The sequence below is a fragment of the Rhodospirillaceae bacterium genome (assembly GCA_016722635.1).
Classification (GTDB): Bacteria; Pseudomonadota; Alphaproteobacteria; order JAEUKQ01; family JAEUKQ01; genus JAEUKQ01.
Window position 1 is genome coordinate 550711 of record JADKIX010000003.1, and the last position, 6740, is coordinate 557450.

Here is a 6740-nt window from a genome sequence, read left to right on the forward strand (position 1 = left end):
TTTAGCCTAAAGATTGCTGCAGGCGCTTTTTCACCCGTTCAACCCCTAATACCTGCATCACTTCCCACAAATCGGGGGATTCGCGGGCCCCGCAAATCGCCACCCTGATCACCATCATCACATCGCCAAAATGGCCTTTATAGGCTTTGGGATCCTTGTCAAAAGTTTTCCCATTGGGGGCATAGCCTTGCTTTAAAGCCATATCTTTGGCGTAATCCAGCATCTGCTGCTTCTCCCAACTGGTTTGATAATCCTTTAAAAAAGCGGCAATAATCGCGTTGCGGTCAATGGGGCTGATACGTTCTGGAAATGGGAAAACTGGTAAGTCATTAAATAATTCGTCATAAATGAAAAATAACTGGCTGCGTAAATCCTGCCAGGTGGCGATACGCTTGGATCTGCGCTCCCCGCCGCGCTCAATATTGAGGGCACGCTTGGTAAGGGTTTCATGTTTTTTCATTAATTCTGCAAGCGACTGATCCCATTCAAGCGCCCATTGCAGCGCGCGCTTATATAAAGTTTCCGCATCCAAATCCGCAATGATATCTTTGCTAATACTGCTGAGTTTATCAAAATCACTTAACGCCCCATGCGGGGAAAATTGTTTAAAATTAATGGCAAAATCAGCCAAAGGTTTGGCTGGATTCTGCCGCCGCCAATCTTCAAAAGACGAGGCAATGAGATGGGTTAGATATTCGAGCACCGCCTCAACCGGAAAACCCTTCTGAAAATAAAATTGGATATTGGCTTCAGGGTCTTTGCGCTTGGATAATTTCCGGCGGGAATTATGGCCATCTGGCTGCGCCTCTAATTTTTCAATCGGCCCTACATGGGCATATTTCGGCGGCTGCCAACCGAATGCTTGGAATAACTGCAAATGCAGCGGCACGGAGGCCAGCCATTCATCGCCCCGTACCACATGGGTTGTCCGCATCAAATGGTCATCAACCGCATGGGCAAAATGATAGGTGGGCAACCCATCTGATTTAATCAGCACCGCATCCACATCATTTTCCGGCACGGAAATATCACCCTTGATTTCATCATGCCAGGTCAGGCGTTTATCATAAGAACCAGGGGCTTTTAAGCGCACCACATATTTGGTTTTTTGCGCAAGCTTTTCTTGCACTTTCTCAACCGGTGCATCCCGCCATTTGGCCCATTTGCCATAACAACCGGGGCGCTGTTTGCTGAGGGTTTGTTTGGCGCGGGTTTCATCCAATTCTTCCATGGTAAGGAAGCAAGGGTAAGCCAATCCTTTAGCAATTAATTCTCGCACAAAAGTATGATAGATGGGAACCCGTTCCGATTGCACATAGGTGCCATAAGAACCTTTTTGCAAAGCCTGGCCCTTGTCAACCCCCACCACCCCTTCATGGGGCAATAAATTCACTTGGGTCAATGCTTGGATAATGGTGTTGACGGCATCGGCATGGTAGCGTTCATTGTCGGTATCCTCGAGCCGCAGAAAAAACACCCCACCACTTTGATCCGCTAACCGTTTGTTAATCAAGCTCATATACACGCCGCCAATATGCATGAGCCCGGTTGGGCTGGGGGCAAAACGGGTGACCATGGCCCCTTTCGGCAGTAAGCGGGGGGGATAAAGCTTTTCATAATGGCTGGGTGGCAGCAAATCGGGCTGGCTCGCAAATAATAAAGCAGCCACTTGCTCAGCAGCGGATGGTTGCGGTTGGGCAGGTTTATTGGCAGGATTTTTGGTCATGATCATTCCATTGGTAATTGTTGCCTTTTTCTCCCATAAAAGCCGCTCTTTGGCAAGGGAGTTATCGGCTTATCTTTTTGAATACCCCTACCACCCAATTCCCATCTCCATCTGATCAACTTCACCTGATCAATTTTGTAAGCTTAGGTAATTTTCGTATTTCTTTTTTTAAGAAAAGATATTTACCCGTGACAAACCCGATAAATATGATAAAAGAACTTTGGATTCATCGATATCCCTATTGTGCCGACGTAGCTCAGGGGTAGAGCAACTGATTCGTAATCCGTAGGTCGCAAGTTCAATCTCTTGCCGTCGGCACCAACATTCGCTAAACCCATTTCACCTCATATTATCTCCTGATTTCCCCTCTCTATTCCCATAAAAAAATCCCTGGTCTTTCAACCGGGGATCTTTTCTATGGCATTAGTGCTTTATATGAAGCATTTATTGACAGATAACAGACGCCCCCCCAACATCTACCACAACACCATTGTTTTTGTTGATCATGCCATCGCATACAGATGCAGAAGATATAGATTTATTGCCGCCCAAATTCTTAAAATAGATCCTATCAAATAATTCAAAAGCAACAATCTTTGCATTTTTAATGACAACATCTTTCAGACTGATTTCCAATTCGTTAAAAGTACCATTTGCTACCATGACCCCAGTCCGGGCCCCATCAATTGATATATTTTCAAAAGTGATATCTTTATGACTACCCGGTGTTAAATTAGTAAAGGTACCAGCATAAATCCCAATCTGGGCAAAAGAAGGCTTGTCCAAAACCACATTTTTTACATGGACGCTGCCGGAATCCTCGATAGAAACGATAGAAGAATGATTACCACCCCTAACATTCACATTCTCTACCTGGACATTAGTTGAAGAATCTATAGAAATGGCACCGTCTGAATCGTCGCTATTAGTAATTGTCACGCCACTAATTGTGACGTTGCGGGAATTGTTTATGTCCACCGCATACTCAACATCAGGATCCACTATTCGCACATTAGAGACACGAACACCATGAGCACTAATACGCAAGGCACTATTTTGACGCGACGATAAGCCAGTTGCAGCTATCTTGAGAAAAATATTACTAAGTACAGTATTAACATCTATGTCAGTATTCCTAGCGATAGCTATCCCTTCACCCTTTCCAATCACACTGATATTACTGCCAATAACATTCTTGGTGTCGGATAAAGATATTCCAGTGGCTTGAAAATTTCCAACGCCAATATTGGTCAGATTCACGTCTTGTGATTCAGTAAACCAAATGCCAATTGAACGATTATCATAATCATAATTGGTAAAAACAACCACTTGCGATAAATTGATGCCTTGGCTCTGAACAAATTTGAAGCCCCGGAAGTTTATTGAGTAACTATTCACATTATCTAAACTTATATTACGTGAGTTGTTAAAAGATCCAGCAATACCACAAGTGTTATGGAAAGAAACAGTGGTTAGGTTCATGTTGGTTATATTATCGGTATACACCCCTCTTGTGCTGTATCCCATATCTTAACTGCATTCATTTTAATGAAGCTGGAATTGGAGAATGATGCTCCCCGACGACCGCCCTTCATGTCGATCCCGTAAAGAATGGGGTTAAGAATGCCATTGGCAGAAAAAATATCTTTAGAAGTGTCGGCCTGCTGGATGGTCGGCCGCGTCCCAGGGGTATTGTATGTGGTATTTGTATAGGTCATACCGCCATCAAACGATACTTTCATCCCTAATGCCGCTCCACCACCGGCGATGCCCACATGCTCATTATTAAATTTAACGGTATCGTCGGTATTAATCGCCCCAAAACTGCCATCCACCAACACAATCGCATCATTGGCTGCGCGCTGCACCACGTCATCCAGCTGGCTGGCTGATCTCGCATCAATAAGCCAAATTTCGGAAATTGCATTGCCAGCGCTATTTTGATCCCATACCACTTCGACAGCAGGCAATAACTGCAGACCTTGTCCGGTCGCATTGCCAGGATTTTGCGGTAGATCGTGCTGCTGCCTTGCTTCACTTGCGTCGGCACATTCCCCATTTGCCTTGGCGCCTGGCTAAATGCCCGCTCCACAACCGAGGTTCTGCCCGCAGCCCCAGCCACGCCAAACTGATAGCTGACCCCAATCGTGCCATATCCACCCAAACCCTTCTTATCATCATTCTTGCCGTGCGCCCCAATGTTCAAGCTAAGCTGGCTGCTAATCGGTACATTCACTTCCATCCCTGCCGTCATCCCCGAAGCTTGCCCAAACCGGTAATAGCCTGCTGAAGCGGTTAACCCAACATTGCCGATATTTACCCCATAACTCAATTCCACATCAAAACCCGGCTTCATCACCTCATAGCTCGGCTTCGTCACTTCAATTGCCATATGGCATACACGCGGCTGGCCATTATTGTTGGTACAGGAGTTCTGCGGTACCGGCACACAACCCGTACTGGGGATGCAATTCTCCCCAGTTGGTTCCTTATCGACTAACACGCCCCGGACACTGCCTTTTTCAATCTGATGACTTTTGTTGCCAATAAGCATATATCCATTAACCTTCACCCCGAATCCGCCGAAAATCACTTCCATCCCGCCGCCAACATGGTAATATTGCTGGTCACGCGCACTCCGCTCCGCCCCAACGCTGGCATAGCCCCGCACCCCCCAATCACCGCCGCCAATGCTATATCCGCCCCCAAAGGCCCCATTCTTACTATTGCCACCCAAAAAGCCGCCACCCACCGTGATGAAAGGCGAACCTGTCAATAAACTGCCACCCAAGGGTATATAAACACTGCCTTGTGAGCCATATTCGCCCTTGCTGTCCGCTAACCCATCCAAGCGGATGTTCTGGGCAACCCCAACGCCACCCATCGCCCCATAAATTCCTATCACCGCCACGCTTGACGCCAATAATCTTTTAAACCCCAAAGTTGATTGTTCGATCCTTCTCATCTCTAACGACTCCTGTAAATAACAATAATCTGTGTGTGAATATGCGAAATAAAATATATTTTCTTGGCTTCTATACTAAATTGAAATTTTAATAACTACCACTTTCATAAAATTATTTTGCATTTAGTAGTAATTACTTATACTAAAATTGTATATCCCACAATATCCAAAAATATATTCTGTGCCCAGAACGTGGTAAGCCGCTGTTATCCCCAGATAATTAGGGATATCGCTAGGGGTAGAGCAACTGATTCGTAATCCGTAGGTCGCAAGTTCAATTCTTGCCGTCGGCACCATTTTCCCCATTTATCGATTGGCCGCTATTTTTCACTTCATTCTTTTAGTTTTTGGCGTTAAACTAATAAGCTTGCTGGCTGATCCGATGATGATTTATTGGCGTCCAATGTTCAGCATCTCATTGGTGACCATGATCAGAATTGATTGTCATCTTGGCTAAAGCTAAGATCATGACAATAATAAACGAATTAGGTTCCTCTGTATCATCCGATGCAGGGTCAGATCTTCTTAAAGAAACACGATTAGGGTTATTTTCATCAATGATTGCGTAATCATTGATGATTTTCCTGATCGTCGACTTCTAAAGATAAGAACCAGGCAACCGCTGCCTCAAGGTTTGCCAAAGTTCTTTTGCAGTGCAGTTTTGTTTATCAAGCATTTCAAATCCACCAATGGATTTTGCGTATATAGGATATAATCCCGCTGGCCTTTTGATATCAATCACGCACTTCGGAAATAACTACGTTGCCTGCGAAGTGCGAAGGGAAATCAACCACAAACGATTCATTGAATGTGTCAGACTGACAGTTCTTGGAGACGGAAAACATCTTCCAAACCTTACCCGATGATAAAGAATCGTCATTCAAATCATAAGCGATTAAATGCATCAAATTCTTTTCTTTCATGGTTATAAAATTCTTTTCCAAACCAATGCCAGGCAACTTCATGTTCATCCCCGGCCTGCCATCATAATTGATGCAGATTAAGAAAGATCCCTGCTGCAAATACCCGTCCATTTGCTCTTTGTCTTCGGCCATCCTGTTTCCATAGATAATTGTGCTAAGCTCATCGGTCAAGACATCAACCAGGAGATATTTTTCCATGGAGCTGCTGCCATAATACTGATTGTTCCAAGTCTCCGATGGCCAGAAGTCTTGAACCAGATCCCCCTGATATCCCCACAACTCATCGCCGTCGCCTGCTAATAGCTTTAAAGTATATTGATCCTTGTTTATGGCGGACAAGGGTTCCCCAAACATGTTGGTATCAAATTCCCCAGTTTCTAGTAGGTAAAAATTTCCCCCGAGACCAGTTTGGCTATCCATATATTTTAACAGATAATTTGAATCTTGCTCGAATAAAGGTCTATCGGGGGCATTGATGTCAATAAGCTGTTCCACTATTCCATTGGCAGTTCTTTTCCAATGAACCATTTTGTCGGTGATGATATGGTGTAAAATAATGATATGAAACCTTGGCATCAAACGGCGGGGTTCTCTGTTGCCTCAAGCCGCCCTTCTCATCAAACACTAATCCGAACAGCTGATTGGCAGAAAAAGCATCATTATTGGCTGCCGACCTCCAAACAACCGTGCATCCCAGCACTAAGTCTTGCTGATTTGAGCGAAGGAATTTGCACCCAGAATAATGCGAGGGCCATGTTGGCGGGCAAACAACTTTTTGCCCGCAATTCCCTGTCAATTCCTGGGAACCGAGCGGAACATTGAAGGGGGCAATAATTGGGATAGAAGCGTCTGGCTCCATGCATGGCATCAGAAAATTGGTTATCACAAAACTTGAAGCCAGGCATAGCAGTATTTTCTTCAGCATAGGGCAAAATCCTTTTAGCAAGATAAAATATGACAAAAATTAAAAAATATATTTCAACTGCATCTTATATCTACACATTGTGTCGAAAATTACAACTTACGTATTACCCATGTTGCCAGGCAAGAAAAACTTGCTATGCTACTCGCGTTTGATCAACCTTCATAATGAACTTATTTTGCAGCGGAAACCCATGACGGATTT

4 protein-coding genes and 1 tRNA gene are annotated in these 6740 nt (G+C 44.6%); 1 reads left to right on the forward strand and 4 read right to left on the reverse strand.

Features of this window, described 5'->3' with window-relative positions; translation table 11 throughout:
• Window position 1: 1 nt before the first annotated feature.
• Entirely contained in the window at window positions 2-1726 is a 1725-nt protein-coding gene (locus IPP67_02925; GenBank protein MBL0338148.1) for a glutamate--tRNA ligase, read from the reverse strand.
• A gap of 245 nt (window positions 1727-1971) precedes the next feature.
• Between IPP67_02925 and IPP67_02930 the strand changes: the two genes are divergently transcribed.
• Window positions 1972-2047 (forward strand) — tRNA-Thr (locus IPP67_02930).
• Window positions 2048-2170: 123 nt separating this feature from the next.
• Here the strand turns inward: IPP67_02930 and IPP67_02935 are convergent.
• The 3 genes from IPP67_02935 to IPP67_02945 form a co-directional block, all read right to left on the reverse strand.
• Window positions 2171-3208, reverse strand: coding sequence for a right-handed parallel beta-helix repeat-containing protein (locus tag IPP67_02935; GenBank protein ID MBL0338149.1), 1038 nt, complete (start codon window positions 3206-3208; stop codon window positions 2171-2173).
• Window positions 3209-3470: 262 nt separating this feature from the next.
• The gene (locus tag IPP67_02940) at window positions 3471-4691 is read right to left on the reverse strand and encodes a hypothetical protein (protein ID MBL0338150.1); all 1221 of its coding nucleotides are present in this window, start codon (window positions 4689-4691) and stop codon (window positions 3471-3473) included.
• 734 nt (window positions 4692-5425) lie between these two features.
• Window positions 5426-6190: a hypothetical protein gene (locus IPP67_02945; GenBank protein ID MBL0338151.1), complete on the reverse strand. Its 765-nt coding sequence runs from the start codon at window positions 6188-6190 to the stop codon at window positions 5426-5428.
• Window positions 6191-6740 lie beyond the last annotated feature (550 nt).